The 15,170-nt window shown below is 62.5% G+C and carries 13 protein-coding genes; 9 read left to right on the top strand and 4 right to left on the bottom strand.

Annotated features, from left to right (window positions below; translation table 11 throughout):
• Positions 1–15: 15 nt before the first annotated feature.
• Positions 16–744, bottom strand: coding sequence for a 3-deoxy-manno-octulosonate cytidylyltransferase (locus AC1DX4_RS26175; RefSeq protein WP_477223060.1), 729 nt, complete (start codon positions 742–744; stop codon positions 16–18).
• A gap of 194 nt (positions 745–938) precedes the next feature.
• Here AC1DX4_RS26175 and AC1DX4_RS26180 point away from each other — a divergent pair, with 194 nt between their 5' ends.
• From AC1DX4_RS26180 to AC1DX4_RS26210, 7 genes are all read left to right on the top strand, one after another.
• Positions 939–1,619: a c-type cytochrome gene (locus AC1DX4_RS26180; RefSeq protein WP_477223061.1), complete on the top strand. Its 681-nt coding sequence runs from the start codon at positions 939–941 to the stop codon at positions 1,617–1,619.
• A gap of 166 nt (positions 1,620–1,785) precedes the next feature.
• Entirely contained in the window at positions 1,786–3,663 is a 1,878-nt protein-coding gene (locus tag AC1DX4_RS26185) for an extracellular solute-binding protein (RefSeq protein WP_477223062.1), read from the top strand.
• Positions 3,664–3,677: 14 nt separating this feature from the next.
• Positions 3,678–5,540 (top strand): extracellular solute-binding protein, encoded by a 1,863-nt coding sequence (locus AC1DX4_RS26190; RefSeq protein WP_477223063.1) that lies wholly within the window; start codon positions 3,678–3,680, stop codon positions 5,538–5,540.
• Positions 5,541–5,570: 30 nt separating this feature from the next.
• Entirely contained in the window at positions 5,571–6,668 is a 1,098-nt protein-coding gene (locus tag AC1DX4_RS26195; RefSeq protein WP_475453724.1) for a microcin C ABC transporter permease YejB, read from the top strand.
• Positions 6,668–7,807, top strand: a complete 1,140-nt coding sequence (locus AC1DX4_RS26200; RefSeq protein WP_477223064.1) for an ABC transporter permease — start codon at positions 6,668–6,670, stop codon at positions 7,805–7,807. Before AC1DX4_RS26195 ends, AC1DX4_RS26200 begins: the two co-directional genes overlap by 1 nt.
• A complete protein-coding gene (locus AC1DX4_RS26205) occupies positions 7,804–9,432 on the top strand; it encodes an ABC transporter ATP-binding protein (protein ID WP_477223065.1) in 1,629 nt (542 codons plus the stop codon). Before AC1DX4_RS26200 ends, AC1DX4_RS26205 begins: the two co-directional genes overlap by 4 nt.
• Positions 9,433–9,462: 30 nt before the next feature.
• The gene (locus tag AC1DX4_RS26210; protein WP_477223066.1) at positions 9,463–10,404 is read left to right on the top strand and encodes a 2-hydroxyacid dehydrogenase; all 942 of its coding nucleotides are present in this window, start codon (positions 9,463–9,465) and stop codon (positions 10,402–10,404) included.
• A 6-nt stretch (positions 10,405–10,410) separates the two neighbouring features.
• Here the strand turns inward: AC1DX4_RS26210 and AC1DX4_RS26215 are convergent, their stop codons facing one another.
• The 3 genes from AC1DX4_RS26215 to AC1DX4_RS26225 form a co-directional block, all read right to left on the bottom strand.
• Positions 10,411–10,938: a P-loop NTPase family protein gene (locus tag AC1DX4_RS26215; protein WP_477223067.1), complete on the bottom strand. Its 528-nt coding sequence runs from the start codon at positions 10,936–10,938 to the stop codon at positions 10,411–10,413.
• 71 nt (positions 10,939–11,009) lie between these two features.
• Complete coding sequence (locus AC1DX4_RS26220; protein WP_477223068.1) at positions 11,010–11,372, bottom strand: hypothetical protein; 363 nt, start codon at positions 11,370–11,372, stop codon at positions 11,010–11,012.
• Positions 11,373–11,526: 154 nt separating this feature from the next.
• On the bottom strand, positions 11,527–12,444 hold the full coding sequence (locus AC1DX4_RS26225) for a class I SAM-dependent DNA methyltransferase (RefSeq protein ID WP_477223069.1): 918 nt from the start codon (positions 12,442–12,444) through the stop codon (positions 11,527–11,529).
• A gap of 112 nt (positions 12,445–12,556) precedes the next feature.
• Between AC1DX4_RS26225 and AC1DX4_RS26230 the strand changes: the two genes are divergently transcribed.
• Both AC1DX4_RS26230 and AC1DX4_RS26235 read left to right on the top strand, forming a co-directional pair.
• The gene (locus AC1DX4_RS26230; RefSeq protein ID WP_477223070.1) at positions 12,557–13,564 is read left to right on the top strand and encodes a ligase-associated DNA damage response exonuclease; all 1,008 of its coding nucleotides are present in this window, start codon (positions 12,557–12,559) and stop codon (positions 13,562–13,564) included.
• A gap of 4 nt (positions 13,565–13,568) precedes the next feature.
• On the top strand, positions 13,569–15,170 hold the full coding sequence (locus tag AC1DX4_RS26235; RefSeq protein WP_477223173.1) for a cisplatin damage response ATP-dependent DNA ligase: 1,602 nt from the start codon (positions 13,569–13,571) through the stop codon (positions 15,168–15,170).

Genomic DNA, 15,170 nt, shown 5'->3' on the forward strand with positions numbered 1-15,170 from the left:
GGGCGAAGGGATTGCTCAGTTTGAAAGGATGGTTCGGGCGCGCTCAAGGTCTTCCGGCGTGTCGACGCCAAGCGGCAGCGACTGGACGATCTCGGCGTCGATACGCATGCCGGCTTCCAGCGCCCGCAACTGCTCCAGCCGCTCGCGGCGCTCTAGCGGCGACGGCTTCAGCGCGACGAAACGCTCGAGTGCCGAGCGACGATAGGCGTAGAGGCCGACATGGTGATAGAGCGGCCCCTCGCCCCAAGGTGCCGTGGCGCGGGTGAAATAGAGGGCCCGCAGCCGCGTCGCCGACAGCGGCGAACCGACGATCTTGACGACATTGGAATTGGTCTTTTCCTCGTCGCGGACGATCTCGACGCCGAGCGTGGCGATATCCACCGCTGCGTCCTCGAACGGCCTGAGCGAGGCGGCGATGATGCCGGGATCGATGGTCGGAAGGTCACCCTGGACATTGACGATCGTTTCGACCTCGTGCCCGGGATCGAGCGCGAGCAGCGCCTCGTGGATGCGGTCGGAGCCGGACTCGTGGTCAACGCGCGTCATCACCGCCTCGAACCCATGCGCGCGCACCGCTTCGGCGACGCTTTGCGTGTCGGTTGCCACCACCACCCGGCCGAGGCCGGCTTCGGCCGCGCGGCGGGCGACATGGACGATCATCGGCGCGCCGGCAATGTCGGCCAGCGGCTTGCCCGGTAGTCGGGTCGAGGCCATGCGGGCCGGGATCAGGATCAAGGTGGACATCGGTATGGCGAGGCGTTCGAAAAGAGGACAGGGAAAAGTGGCAAAAGGTCTCACTGGCAGCGCCCTTATAGGTGTTGCAACGCCGCAGCAAAAGACCTAGTTTCCGCCCGATTTGACCGGCTCTGGAGGGCAGGTCTCGATACCGACGGACGGAGTGGACGGATCAGTCCGCCGGAAAAGGGAGCAAGGGGCGAATGGATTCCAACGAAGTCAACAAACTGCTCGCCGGATTGCTTGGAACCGTTTTCGTCGTTTTCTCGGTCGGCCTGGTGTCGGACGCGCTGTTTGCCTCGCCGGCCCCGGAAAAGCCCGGCTTCATCATCGAGGCCGCTGAGCCCGCCGAAGGCGGCCCTGCCACGCCGGCTGCTCCAGCCAAGCCGATCGCCGACCTGCTGGCGACCGCCAATGTCGAGCAAGGTGCCGCCGTCTTCAAGAAATGCCAGGCCTGCCATTCCGGCGAAAAGGGCGGCCCCAACAAGGTCGGTCCCGATCTGTGGGACCTCGTCGACCGCCCGGTCGCCGAACATGAAGGCTTCGCCTATTCGGCCGGCATGAAGGAATTTTCCAAGGGCGGTACTGAGAAGTGGACCTACGACAACATCAACCACTTCATCACCTCGCCGAAGAAGTTCGTGAAGGGCACGGCCATGGGCTTCGCCGGCCTGCCCAAGGACGAGGACCGCGCCAACGTCATCGCCTATCTGCGCACGCTGTCGGACAATCCCAAGCCGCTGCCGGCACCGGGTGCCGCCGCTGACGCCAGCGCGCCTGCCAAACCGGCCGATGCAGCCGCCCCGGCCAAGCCCGCTGACGGCGCCGCACCGGCCAAGCCTGCCGCACCGGCAGCACCAGCTCCCGCGGCTCCGGCCAAATAACCAGATATCATCGCGACGACCTTGAAAAAGCCGGGTTCTGCCCGGCTTTTTTGTTAGGAAAAATGCATATGCGGCGACAAAGCCGCGCATGGCGGTTTTCACGCGCGGCAAATCATCTAGATTGCCCTTCTGGATGATCTGGCACGCATGGCGAAGAGGATAGTGCATGACGGTTGGCCGAACGCTTCTCAAGTCGCTGCTGGCGGCGACCCTGCTGGTAGCGGGGTTGCAGACGACCCGGGCCGACGAGTGGCGCACCACCTCATCGCTGATCGGCGAGTCCAAATACGGCGACAATTTCCAGCACTACGACTACGTCAACCCGAATGCACCCAAGGGCGGCAACTACAACTCCGTCGTCCAGGGGACATTCGACAGCTTCAATCCCTACATCGTGCAAGGCGCGCCGGCCGCCGGCTTTCAGCCGTTCGGCGGCGGCCTGCTCTACGACACGCTTATGGACCAGGCGACCGACGAAGGCAGCGTCAGCCATCCGCTGATCGCCGACGCCTATAAATATCCGGCCGACTATTCCTCGGCGACCTACCGGCTGGACCCGCGCGCGAAATGGCATGACGGGCAGCCGATCACCGTCGACGACGTGATCTGGTCGTTCCAGATGCTGAAGGCGAACAGCCCGATGTACAGCCGCTATTTCGAGAACGTCACCGAGGCGGTGGCGATCTCCGACCGCGAGGTCGAATTCCATTTCAGCCAAAAGGGCAACCGCGAACTGCCCAAGATCCTTGGCGACCTGGTCGTTCTGCCCAAGCATTGGTGGGAAGGCACCGATGCTGCCGGCAAGAAACGCGACATCACCAAGGGGACGCTGGAGCCGCCGCTTGGCTCGGCAGCCTACAAGATTGCCAGCTTCAAGCCGGGCTCGGAGATCGTCTGGCAGCGCGTACCGGATTATTGGGGCGCCAAGTTGCCGGTGAAGATCGGGCGCGAGAATTTCGACACCCAGCGCTTCACCTACATTCTTGACGACAATGCTGCCTGGCAAGCCTTCAAGAAGGGGGGGCTCGACGATATCAAGCCGGAAAACAGCTCGAAGAAATGGGCGACGTTTTATGATTTCCCGGCGATCAAGGCCGGCGACGTGATCAAGCAGGAATTCAAGACCACCTCGCCGGAGCCGATGCAGGCCTTCATGCTCAACCAGAGGCGGCCGCTGTTCCAGGATCGCCTGGTACGCGAGGCACTGACCTATGCATACGATTTCGAGACGATGAACCGGACGCTGTTCTTCGGCTTCAACACCCGTACCAGCAGTTACTTCCAGGGCACGGAGCTGGCATCGAGCGGCCTGCCGCAAGGCAAGGAACTGGAAATCCTGGAGAAATACCGCGACAAGCTGCCGCCCGAGCTGTTCACGCAGGAGTTCAAGCTGCCGGTCTATGACACGCCGCAAGCCGAGCGCAAATATCTGAGGCAGGCGGTCGATCTGTTCGCCAAGGCCGGCTGGGTGATCAAGGGCGGCAAGATGGTCAACGCCAAGACCGGCGAGCCGTTCAAGTTCGAGATCATCGGCTCGAGTGAAACGGACCAGGTCCTTTCCGGCACCTACATCGCCAATCTACGCAAAATCGGCGTCGATGCGACGCTGCGCATCATCGACCAGAGCCAATACATCAACCGCGTCAACAATTTCGATTACGACGTCATCACCAGCCAGCTGCAGCAATCGGAATCGCCCGGTAATGAGCAACGCGATTTCTGGAGCTCGAAGGCCGCTGACACACCGGGAGCGCGCAACTATTCCGGCATCAAGGATCCGGTCGTCGATGCCCTTGTCGACCGCATCATCTTCGCCACCGACCGCGACGATCTCGTGGCCGTCACCCATGCGCTCGACCGGGTGCTGCTGTGGAACTACTATGTCGTGCCACAATATTACCGTGCGGTGGTGTGGCTCGCCTACTGGAACAAGTTCGGCATTCCGGACAAGCAGCCAAGCTACCGCGGCGCCGATATCGATTCCTGGTGGATCGACACCGAAAAGGAAAAGGCGCTCGCGGCCAAATACAGGGGCAGCGATTGATGGGGCAGCAGCCGATGCTTCCACGTCGCGACTTCCTGGCGCTCGGCGCCGCGGCAACCGCCGCCGCGCTGCTGCCGGGCAAGGCTTTTGCCGCCAGCCCGACCGGCGTGAAACTGCACGGGCTGTCGGCCTTCGGCGATCTCAAATACAAGCCGGACTTCACCCATTTCGACTATGTCAATGTCGATGCGCCGCAAGGCGGCACCTTCAACTTCCTGCCGCGCAACTGGGGCGCCAACCAGACGCCGCTGACCTTCAACACGCTGAACTCGTTCGTTCCCAAAGGCGATTCGCCGCAGCGCATGGAGATGTGCTTCGATTCGCTGATGGTGAGAGCGCTCGACGAGCCTGACGCCGTCTACGGGCTGATCGCTGACGGCGTGACGATTTCAGACGACCGTAACGGTTTCACCTTCTCGCTGCGTCCGCAGGCGCGTTTCCATGACGGCACGCCGCTGACGGCCGAAGACGCCGCCTTCACCTTCAAGCTGTTGAAGGACAAGGGGCATCCGGACTATTCGCTGCCGCTGACGCATCTGAACGACGCTATCGCCATCGATGTTCACACGTTGAAGCTTGCCTTCTCCGGCAAGCAGACAACCCGCACCATCCTCAACGTCGTTGCGTTCCCGATCCTGTCGAAGGCTTTCTATACGGCCAATCCGTTCGATTCCTCGCAGATGAACCCGCCGCTTGGGTCAAGCGCCTACAAGGTCGGCCACTGGTCGGCAGGAGCCTGGATCGAATATGAGCGTGTGGCCGACTATTGGGGCAACGACCTGCCGATCAATCGCGGCCAGAACAATTTTCAGCGCATTCGTGTCGAGTTCTACCAGGACCGCAACGTTGCCTTCGAAGCGTTCAAGAAGGGAGAGATCCTCTACAAGGAGGAATTCGTGTCGCGTGTCTGGGCGACGGGCTACGACTTCCCCGCCTTCATTGCCGGCAAGGTGGTGAAGCGCGAATTCCCGGCCGAAACGATGCCTTCCATGCAGGCCACCGCCGTCAATCAGCGGCGCGAGCAATTCCACGACCCGCGCGTGCGGCAAGCGATCGGGCTCTGCTTCGACTTCGAATGGACGAAGCGCAATTTCTTTTACGGCTCCTATGAGCGCTCGCAATCCTGCTTCGAGCAATCCGATTTTCGTGCCGAGGGCGTCCCGTCGCCGCAGGAACTTGCCTTGCTCGAGCCACTACGCGGCCAGATTCCGGCCGAGGCTTTTGGCGAAGCCGTCACACAAGACGTGTCGAACGGCTCCGGTCGCGACCGCCAGCTGCTCGGCAAGGCGGCCAAGCTCCTGACCGACGCCGGCTGGAAACGCTCCGGTAATTTCGTCGTCAACGACAAGGACGGTCGACTGTCGGCAGAGTTCCTTGTCGATGACGAGGTCTTCGAGCAGGTTTACTCGCCCTGGGTGGAAAACATGAAGGCGGTCGGCATTGATGCCTCTATCCGGCTGGTCGACGCCGCGCAGTATCAGCTGCGACAGAATTTGTTCGACTACGATCTTATCTCGGTTGCCGCCCGGTTTCCGGCGACACCAACCCGTGACGACCTCGAAACCTTTTTCCACTCGCGAACCGCAACTCTGTCGGGCACACGCAATCTGCCGGGAACATCGAGCCCGGCCATCGACGCCCTGGTCGATGCCGCCGGCGCCGCCAAGGATCGCGAAAGCCTGACAATTGCCATGCGTGCGCTCGACCGGGTCTTGCGTGCACGGCGCGATTGGATTCCAAGTTGGTTCTTGGCGAATCACCGAAGCGCCTATTGGGACATGTTCGGCTTTCCCGAGCGGAAACCCGATTTCGAGTTTCCGGTCGAAGCGCTGTGGTGGGTCGACAAGGGCAAGGCGGCAAAAATTGGCAAAGCCTGACATGACCGTTCGCGCAAGATTGGCGGGCTGATGGGCGCCTATATACTGCGACGCATCCTTCTGATGATCCCGACGCTGTTCGGCATCATGGCGATCTCCTTTGCCGTGATCCAGTTCGCGCCCGGCGGTCCGGTCGAGCAGGTGATTGCCAGCCTGACCAACCAGGGCGGCAGCGATCGCCTCGGCGGCGGCGGTGGCGACGCCGGCACCGGTGGCAATTTCGATGTGGCCGGCGATATCAGTTCGAAATACCGCGGCGCCCAGGGTCTTGACCCCGAGTTCATCAAGAAGCTGGAAAAGCAGTTCGGCTTCGACAAGCCGCCGCTCGAACGCTTCGGCATGATGCTGTGGAACTATATCCGGTTCGATTTCGGCGACAGCTATTTCCGCGACATATCGGTGCTCGACCTGATCCTCGAAAAGATGCCGGTGTCGATCTCGCTCGGCATCTGGATCACCATCCTGTCCTACCTGATCTCGATCCCGCTTGGCATCCGCAAGGCGGTCAAGGATGGTTCGGCGTTCGACATGTGGACCAGCGGCGTCGTCATCATCGGCTATGCCATACCGGGCTTCCTGTTCGGCATCCTGCTGATGGTGCTGTTTGCCGGCGGCTCGTTCTGGGACTGGTTCCCGTTGCGCGGCATCGTTTCGGACAATTGGGACCAGTTGTCCTGGCCGGACAGGATCGTCGACTATATCTGGCACATGACCTTGCCGCTGACCGCGCTGGTGCTGTCGGCCTTTGCCACGACGACGCTGCTCACCAAGAATTCCTTCCTCGAGGAAATCCGCAAGCAATATGTGGTGACGGCGCGCGCCAAGGGCCTGTCGGAGCGCAAGGTGCTCTACGGCCATGTCTTCCGCAACGCCATGCTGATCGTCATTGCCGGCTTTCCCGGCGCCTTCATCTCGGCCTTCTTCACCGGCTCGCTGCTGATCGAGAACATCTTCTCGCTCGACGGTCTTGGCCTGCTCGGCTTCAAGTCGGTGTTGGCGCGCGATTATCCGGTCGTGTTCGCCAATCTCTACATCTTCTCGCTGCTTGGGCTGTTCGTCGGATTGCTGTCCGACCTGATGTACACCTGGGTCGATCCGCGCATCGATTTCGAGCGGAGAGACATCTGATGTCCGAAGCCGTTGTCGAGAACACGCCGACACGCGCCAAACGGCCCTGGCTGTCGCCGCTGAACCGCCGGCGCTGGCAGAATTTCAAGGCCAACCGGCGCGGCTACTGGTCGCTGTGGATCTTCCTTGTCCTGTTCGGTCTGTCGCTGTTTTCCGAATGGATCGCCAACGACAAGCCGATCCTCGTCTCCTACAAGGGCGAGATCCTGTTTCCGGTGCTGGTCGCCTACCCCGAGGAAAAATTCGGCGGCTTCTATGCCGTGACCGATTATCGCGACCCGGTCATCCGCGACGAGATCAACGCCAATGGCTGGATGATCTGGCCACCGATCCGCTACTCCTATCGCACCGTCAACAATGCGATCCCCGATGCCGCTCCTGCAAAGCCGTCATGGCAATATGATGCGGACCAGCGCTGCAGCCAGTACCCGCAGAAGGCCGCCGATCCCGACTGCATTGTCGGCAACTGGAACTGGCTGGGCACCGACGACCAGGCGCGCGACGTGCTGGCGCGGCTTATCTACGGTTTCAGGATCTCGGTGCTGTTCGGCCTGATCCTGACTGCCGGCTCGTCGCTGATCGGCGTCGCCGCGGGCGCCATGCAGGGTTATTTCGGCGGCTGGACCGATCTTCTGTTTCAGCGCGTCATCGAGATCTGGTCAGCGATCCCGGTGCTCTATCTGCTGCTCATCGTCTCCGCCATCCTGCCGCCCGGCTTCTTCATCCTGCTTGGCCTGATGCTGATCTTCTCCTGGGTGTCGCTGGTCGGGGTGGTGCGGGCCGAGTTCCTGCGCGCCCGCAATTTCGAATATGTCAACGCGGCGCGCGCGCTCGGCGTGCCCAACCGCACGATCATGTTCCGGCATCTGTTGCCCAACGCCATGGTGGCGACGCTGACCTTTCTGCCGTTCCTGACCAGTGGTTCGATCTCGACGCTGACCTCGCTCGACTATCTCGGCTTCGGCCTGCCTCCGGGCTCGCCGTCGCTAGGCGAACTCATGAAGCAGGCGCAAAGCAACCTGAACGCGCCCTGGCTCGGTATTTCCGGCTTCGTCGTCGTGTCGCTGATGCTGTCGCTGCTGGTGTTCATCGGTGAGGCCGCGCGCGATGCCTTCGATCCGCGCAAGGCATTCAGATGAGCGAAATTCTGCTCTCTATCCGCGATCTTAGCGTCGCCTTCACCCAAGGCGGCAACCAGTCGATAGCTGTCGACCACATTTCCTTCGACCTCGCCAAGGGCGAGACCGTGGCACTGGTCGGCGAGTCCGGCTCCGGCAAATCGGTGTCGGCCTTGTCAGTGCTGAAGCTCCTGCCCTATCCGACGGCCAGCCACCCTTCGGGAAAGATCCTGTTCCAGGGCGCCGACCTGCTTGCCATGAACGAGAAGCAGTTGCGGCAGGTGCGCGGCAACAAGATCACCATGATCTTCCAGGAGCCGATGACCTCGCTCAATCCGCTGCACACGATCGAGCACCAGATTGTCGAGATCCTGAAGTTGCATCAAGGCATGGCCGACCGCCCGGCCAAGGCACGCACGCTGGCCTTGCTCAAGGAAGTGGGTATCCGCGAGCCGGAAAAACGCCTCGACGCCTATCCGCACCAGCTCTCCGGCGGTCAGCGCCAGCGCGTCATGATCGCCATGGCGCTGGCCAACGAACCCGAACTCCTGATTGCCGACGAGCCGACGACGGCGCTCGATGTCACCGTGCAGGCACAGATCCTCGAACTGCTGGCGGGGTTGAAAAGCCGCAAGGGCATGTCGATGCTGTTCATCACCCATGACCTCGGCATCGTGCGCAAGATCGCCGACCGGGTCTGCGTGATGACCAAGGGCAAGATCGTCGAGACCGGACCGACCAAGGACATCTTCGCCAACCCGCAGCACGCCTATACCAGGCATTTGCTGGCGGCCGAACCGAAGGGCAAGCCGCCGGCCGCCAACGATGCCGCCAAGCCTGTCATGACCGGCAAGGACATCAAGGTCTGGTTCCCGATCAAGAAGGGGTTTTTCCGAACCACCGTCGATCATGTGAAGGCGGTCGACGGCATCGATGTCACCGTGCGCGCCGGCCAGACGCTGGGCGTGGTCGGCGAATCCGGCTCCGGCAAGACGACGCTCGGCCTGGCGCTGGCGCGCATGATCTCATCGACCGGAAGCATCCAGTTCAACGGCCGCGACATCAATCAGCTCACCTTCAACGCCATGCGGCCGCTCAGGCGCGAATTGCAGATCGTGTTCCAGGATCCGTTCGGCTCGCTCAGCCCGCGCATGTCGATTGCCGAGATCATCGAGGAAGGGCTGAAGATCCACGAGCCGAAGCTGTCGCCCGATCAACGCGACGACAAGGTGGCCGCCGTGCTGAAGGAGGTCGGCCTCGATCCGGCGACCCGCAACCGCTATCCGCACGAGTTTTCCGGCGGCCAGCGCCAGCGCGTCGCCATCGCGCGCGCCATGGTGCTCAACCCGCGCTTCGTTATGCTGGACGAGCCGACATCGGCGCTCGACATGAGCGTGCAGGCGCAGGTCGTCGACCTCCTGCGCGCTCTGCAGGCCAAGCACGACCTCGCCTATCTCTTCATCAGCCATGACCTCAAGGTCATCCGGGCGCTTGCCAACGACGTCATCGTCATGCGCAATGGCAGGATTGTCGAAGCCGGCCCTTCCCAGCAGATTTTTGAAAATCCGCAAACCGACTATACTAGGGCACTGATCTCGGCCGCCTTCAAGATAGAGACAGCGCCGGTCGGCATCGTCAGCGAGTAATTTGCGTAGAGAGGGACTAGACGAACCGCGATGGAAAAAGGCCGTATCCTGCTTGCCGTCACCGGCTTTCATCCGCAGCGCTGGCGCGACCTGTTGTCGGCCGAGCGCGAGGTGGTGCTGGAGCCGGACGGCGCCAAGGATCCGTCGATCACCTATGCGGTGGTGTGGAAGCAGAAGCCGAACCTGTTATCGTTGCTGCCCAATCTGCGCGCCATCTTCTCGATCGGCGCCGGCGTCGACCATGTCTTCGCCGACCCAGGCCTGCCCGACGTGCCGATCGTCAGGGTCGTCGCCGACAACCTCACCCAGTACATGACCGAATATGTCGTCTGGCGGGTGCTCGATCACCATCGCCAGGGCCTGCTCTACCGGCAGCAACAGCCGAAGAAGATCTGGCACGAGCCGCCACAGAGGCCGGCCGGCGACATTTCCGTCGGCATTATGGGGCTCGGCAATCTCGGCCGCGCCGCGGCCTCGGTGCTGCTGTCGCTCGGCTTCGCCGTCAATGGCTGGTCACGCAACGACCGGCCGATGAAAGGGGTCGCGACCTATTCCGGCGAGGCCGGTTTGATCCCCTTTCTCAAGGCGACCGATATCCTTGTCGTGCTGTTGCCGCTGACGCCGGACACGCAAGGCATCATCAATTACGGCGTGCTGAAGGAGCTGCGCAAGCGCAACGGCCTCGGCGGTTCGGTGCTGATCAACGCCGGACGCGGCCGCCTGCAGAAGGACGCCGACATCGTGCGGGCGCTGGATGACGGCACGCTGAAAGAGGCGAGCCTCGACGTGTTCGAGGTCGAACCGCTGCCGAAGACCAGCCCGCTGTGGAACCATCCAAAAGTGTTCGTGACGCCGCACGCCGCTGCGACCTCCGATCCGATGCACCTGGCGCCGACCATGCTGCGCCAGATGGACGCCTTCGAGCGCGGCGAAAAGCTCGACAATCTGGTGGACCGCAAGGCGGGGTATTAGCCAAGATTACCTGGCCAGATCCCATTGCCGGAAGCATTGCTTGATTGCTCTCACGGAGGATAGCCGCAGCTTTGGCAGGTCGAGCTCTTCGAACATCGCCTGGTATCTCCGGCGGTTTTTCGGCGTCGTCACGGCAATATGGCGGATCATGTCCCATTTGACGCTGTCGCGCCCACCCTCCAAGGCACCACGCCTCGCCTTCTCGAACAGGGTTCGCCTGAAATAGCGCAGCAGACTTGCCGGTGTGGAGATATCCAGCAGGATCAATCCCGTCGCCCGCTGAAAGCGTTGCGGCATGCCGACCGAGTAATTTCCATCCATCACCCAGTGCTCACCGGCAATCGCAGCATCATGCAAGGCGATGAATTCGCCCTTTGGACGCGGTTCCCAGTCCGTGTTGGGCAGATGATGAAGCAGATCGAGGTGAATGGGCTCCAGGCCGCGCTTGCGGGCAATCGCGTCGGCCAAGGTCGACTTGCCGCTGTTGGACGGCCCCAGGATGCAGATCCGGTCTCCAAGGTCCGAGAGTTTCATCCGATCGTGCCCTTGCGAGGACATAGCCAGCTGCCTGCGATAAATTCGCGACCAATGATTGTTTCGTATCTTCAGCTGGGCAGAGCGAACTTCTTCTTCTGGTTGTCCGGCTTGCCGCAGTCGCGGCGCTCGATCGACCGGTTCATGGCGTCGATGTCGCCTGCCGCCTTGTCGCTGTCGCGCTGGGCTTTGGTACGCATATCGGGCGTGAACGGGCCGAAACCCATCGCGGGATTGTAGAAGGTCGGCTTCGCGGTCACCGGAAGGTTGTTCTGCTGCGCCAACCCGTTGCGCTGCGCCAGCAACTGATCGCATGGCACGGTGTCATATTGCAGGGAGGACTCGATGTTGGCGTCCTGCCGCTCGGACATCGAATTGCCGACGCAGCCGGCTGTTGCCAGGCAAGAGGCCAAGATCATCATGTTCCAGCGCATCGAATATGCTCCCTCCTGATATTCCGCGCGCGCCCCCTTTTTACCCGCGCACGCGATTCGGGCTTTTTCGCAGCAGAGGCTTCACAGAGACAAGTGGGGCAGTCCCCCTTTTTGGGTTGGGAAGGATCGCCGCATTGGCCCGATTGCGAACGCTTCAGGCTGCGTGGATTTTCCCGGCCACAACGACCAACCCCTCGACCGGTTCCCGACGATCCTGCCGGATCACGGTTGCTTCCAGGGACAGGATCGAAAATCCGCCGGCGGCCAGGATTTCACGCACATAGGTTTCAGAGTGCGCGTAGCGGCGCGATGGCAGCAAGACGAAATCGCCACTGCCGCTCAACTTCTCGACGGAAAAGGCGAACAGGCCATCCCCGGCCAGCAAGCCGGCGATTGTCTTCAGCATGCCGTCGAGCGCGCCGACATAGATGAAAACGTCGGCCACTGTCACCAACTCGGCTTTCGGGCCGGCATAGGAAAAATCCCGCAGATCGGCCTTGCCCAGGAAATCGTAGACGCCCTTGGCCCGAGCCTGCTTCAGCATTCCAGTCGAAATGTCATAGCCCTCCAGCCGGTCGGCAATCGGCCGCAGCCTCTGCCCCATCAGGCCGGTGCCGCAGCCGAGATCGAGCGCCAGCGGGAAGCGACCCGGCTTGGCCGTTCGAATGGCCTGATCCAGCAACTCAGGCAGCCGGTAACCCAGCCTGTCGACCAGTGATTCATCGAAGCTCCCGGCGTAGTGGTCGAACAGCGTCTCGACGAAAGCGCTGGGGAGCGCGTCGGACGCCGGCGCCTTGCCGATCAATTGCAGGTTCAGCGCAGCACCCTGACGATCAGACGGATCGAGTTGCAGCGACACCGTCCATGCCTGCGCGGCCAGATCCGATGCACCCGCCGCCTGCTGCATTTCGCCGAGACGAAACCAGCCCATCGCCCATTGCGGTGTCAATTCGAGTGCCCCGAGCAGCAATTCCGCCGCAGCGGCGTGATCGCCATCCGCATGAAGCATCTCGGCATAGTCGGCGCGGCGATCGGCGTTCAAGTCGCCGGACGAGGCCTGAAGCGGTTTCATGTCATGGGTCCTATCGGCGCATGAGGCCGATGGTGCTGTATGCTGTATGCTGGAGTCAGCAGTCCGTGGCAACAGACTTCCCGTGGCGGAATTATATCCTATCTTGGGGATCATGCGCGCCAGCGACCTGCTTCATCCCCGGCCCGAGGGCCTTTACTGCCCGCCGGGCGACTTCTTCATCGACCCGGTGCGGCCGGTGGATCGCGCGCTGATCACGCACGGCCATTCCGACCATGCGCGGTCCGGCCACCGCTCGGTGCTGGCGACGCAGCAGACGCTCGACATTATGGGCCTGCGCTATGGCGAGGATTTTGCCGGAACGACCCAAGCGGCACGGCTCGGCGAGACGATCGGCCTCAATGGCGTCAGCGTCAGCTTCCATCCAGCCGGCCATGTGCTGGGCTCGGCGCAGATATCGGTCGAGCATCAGGGCATGCGCATCGTCGCCTCCGGCGACTACAAGAGGCGGAAGGATGCGACCTGCGCGCCGTTCGAGCCGATCCGCTGCGACGTGTTCATTACCGAGGCGACCTTCGGCCTGCCGGTGTTTCGCCATCCACCCGACACGGAAGAGATCGCCCGCCTGCTGAAATCGGCGGCGCAGTTTCCTGAACGCTCGCATCTGGTCGGCGCCTATGCGCTGGGGAAGGCGCAGCGGGTGATGCGGCTGTTGCGCGATGCCGGCTACGACAAGCCGCTCTACATCCATGGCGCTCTGGCCAGGCTCAGCGAGTACTATCAGAGCCAAGGCATCGATCTGGGGACACTCGAACCGGCGACAGTGGAAGGCGGTAAGGGGGACTTTGCCGGCGCCATCGTCGTCGGCCCGCCATCGGCCTTCGCCGACCGCTGGGCGCGGCGCTTCCCAGACCCGATCTCGTGCTTCGCGTCGGGCTGGATGCGCATCCGCCAGCGCGCCAAGCAAGGCGGCGTCGAGCTGCCGCTGATCATCTCGGACCATGCTGACTGGGACGAACTGATCGCCACCATCAAGGAGACTGGCGCCGAAGAGATCTGGGTGACCCACGGCCGTGAGGAAGCGCTGGTGCGCTGGTGCGAGCTGGAAGGCATCGCCGCAAAGCCACTGCATCTGGTAGGCTATGAGGATGAGGGCGATTGAGGGCATGAACCGCTTCGCCGAACTCCTCGACCGCCTGGTGCTGACGCCGTCGCGCAACGGCAAGCTGACGCTGCTGGTCGACTATTTCCGCACCGTGGAGGATCCGGACCGCGGTCTGGCGCTGGCCGCCATCACCGGCGATCTCAATATCGCCGCGGTCAAGCCGGCGATGCTGCGCACGCTGGTCACCGAACGTATGGACCCGGTGCTGTTCGGCTATTCCTACGACTATGTCGGCGATCTCGCCGAAACGGTGTCGCTGGTCTGGCCGCAAACGCCCGGCAAGATCCCCAACCGAGAGCCGACACTTGGCGAAGTCGTGGCAAGACTGCAGGCGGCAAGCCGTTCCGACGGGCCGAAGGTGCTGGCGGGGCTGCTCGACAGCGCCGGCATCTCGGCACGCTTTGCCATCATCAAGCTGGTCACCGGCGGCCTGCGCATCGGTGTGTCGGCGCGGCTGGCCAAACAGGCGTTGGCGGATTTCGGCAAGGTCGACGTCGCCGAGATCGAGGAGCTTTGGCACGGGCTGTCGCCACCCTATACGGCCCTGTTCGCGTGGCTGGAAGGCAAGGCTGAGCAGCCGCGCAACACGGCGCTGGCGCTGTTCCGCCCGGTAATGTTGTCGAACCCGGTTGGCGATGGCGATCTCGAAAAGCTCGATCCGGCGGACTATGCGGCCGAGTGGAAATGGGACGGTATCCGCGTCCAGGCGGTAGCGGAAGGCGGCATCCGCCGGCTTTACTCGCGCACCGGCGACGATGTCTCCGGCGCCTTTCCCGACCTTGCCGACGCCATGCACTTTTCCGCGACACTCGACGGCGAGTTGCTTGTCGGCGACCCCAGAGAGGCGACGGGAACCTTCTCGGACCTGCAGCAGCGGCTGAACCGCAAAACGGTGACGCCGAAGATGCAACAGCAGTATCCTGCCTTCATGCGCTGCTACGACCTGCTGCAGATCGGTGATGAGGATTTGCGCGGACTGTCTTTCCGCGAGCGGCGCGGTCGTCTCGAAGCCTTCGTGAAAACGCTCGACCCGAGCCGTTTCGACCTGTCGCCCTTCGTCACCTTCACTGACTGGCAGGCGCTTGAGCAGCTGCGCCGGGCACCGCCGCACCCGATCATCGAAGGCGTGATGCTGAAGCGCTGGGATTCGCCCTATGTCGCCGGCCGGCCGAAAGGCCCATGGTTCAAGTGGAAGCGCGATCCGCACACGGTGGACGCGGTGCTGATGTATGCCCAGCGCGGCCATGGCAAGCGCTCGAGTTTTTACTCCGACTACACGTTCGGCGTCTGGTCCGGAGCTGAGGGCGAGGAGGAACTGGTGCCGGTCGGCAAGGCCTATTTCGGCTTCACCGACGAGGAGTTGAAGCAGATCGACAAATACGTCCGCGACAACACCGTCGAGCGTTTCGGGCCGGTGCGTTCGGTGCGGGCGGACCGTGACAATGGCCTGGTCTTGGAAGTCGCCTTCGAGGGGCTCAACCGCTCGACCCGGCACAAATCCGGCGTCGCCATGCGCTTCCCCCGCATTTCACGGCTACGCTGGGACAAACCGGCCAACGAGGCCGACCGTATCGAGACGCTGCAGGCATTGCTCGACCGTTAG

Source organism: Mesorhizobium sp. P3_A8 (genome assembly GCF_056402995.1).

Bases quoted from the DNA above. Each gene is read 5' to 3' on its own strand.
- AC1DX4_RS26210 (WP_477223066.1), top strand. From the start codon at position 9,463: ATGGAAAAAGGCCGTATCCTGCTTGCCGTCACCGGCTTTCATCCGCAG.
- AC1DX4_RS26230 (WP_477223070.1), top strand. From the start codon at position 12,557: ATGCGCGCCAGCGACCTGCTTCATCCCCGGCCCGAGGGCCTTTACTGC.
- AC1DX4_RS26190 (WP_477223063.1), top strand. From the start codon at position 3,678: ATGCTTCCACGTCGCGACTTCCTGGCGCTCGGCGCCGCGGCAACCGCC.
- AC1DX4_RS26215 (WP_477223067.1), bottom strand. From the start codon at position 10,938: ATGAAACTCTCGGACCTTGGAGACCGGATCTGCATCCTGGGGCCGTCC.
- AC1DX4_RS26175 (WP_477223060.1), bottom strand. From the start codon at position 744: ATGTCCACCTTGATCCTGATCCCGGCCCGCATGGCCTCGACCCGACTA.
- AC1DX4_RS26225 (WP_477223069.1), bottom strand. From the start codon at position 12,444: ATGAAACCGCTTCAGGCCTCGTCCGGCGACTTGAACGCCGATCGCCGC.
- AC1DX4_RS26180 (WP_477223061.1), top strand. From the start codon at position 939: ATGGATTCCAACGAAGTCAACAAACTGCTCGCCGGATTGCTTGGAACC.
- AC1DX4_RS26220 (WP_477223068.1), bottom strand. From the start codon at position 11,372: ATGCGCTGGAACATGATGATCTTGGCCTCTTGCCTGGCAACAGCCGGC.
- AC1DX4_RS26205 (WP_477223065.1), top strand. From the start codon at position 7,804: ATGAGCGAAATTCTGCTCTCTATCCGCGATCTTAGCGTCGCCTTCACC.
- AC1DX4_RS26200 (WP_477223064.1), top strand. From the start codon at position 6,668: ATGTCCGAAGCCGTTGTCGAGAACACGCCGACACGCGCCAAACGGCCC.
- AC1DX4_RS26195 (WP_475453724.1), top strand. From the start codon at position 5,571: ATGGGCGCCTATATACTGCGACGCATCCTTCTGATGATCCCGACGCTG.
- AC1DX4_RS26185 (WP_477223062.1), top strand. From the start codon at position 1,786: ATGACGGTTGGCCGAACGCTTCTCAAGTCGCTGCTGGCGGCGACCCTG.
- AC1DX4_RS26235 (WP_477223173.1), top strand. From the start codon at position 13,569: ATGAACCGCTTCGCCGAACTCCTCGACCGCCTGGTGCTGACGCCGTCG.